This window comes from Hyphomonas sp. UBA3601 (assembly GCF_002375605.1).
Lineage (GTDB): Bacteria > Pseudomonadota > Alphaproteobacteria > Caulobacterales > Hyphomonadaceae > Hyphomonas.
The window spans coordinates 5,983-6,203 of the sequence record NZ_DFME01000047.1; the positions used below are offsets into that span (position 1 = coordinate 5,983).

The 221-nt window shown below is 59.3% G+C and carries 1 protein-coding gene; it reads right to left on the reverse strand.

Annotated features, from left to right (window positions below; genetic code table 11):
* On the reverse strand, positions 1 to 221 hold a 221-nt coding region (locus B4F73_RS05495), incomplete at both ends, for a hypothetical protein (protein ID WP_290482687.1).

Genomic DNA, 221 nt, shown 5'->3' on the forward strand with positions numbered 1-221 from the left:
TTGTCGTAATGGTCTGCGCCGGTGAAGAGGTTCTCCCCGTAACCGTCGCGTTGGTAGTTGGCGATCGCGCCGCCGACCTTGAATGTGTCGCTGAGCGGTACCGAACCGGATACGATCGTGTCGAGCTGGCTGTAGGAGCCGACATTGACCTTGGCTTTCAGGTCCGGCTCGTCGTCCATCTTGGCGGTGACGTATTTAATCGCGCCGCCAATCGTGTTGCG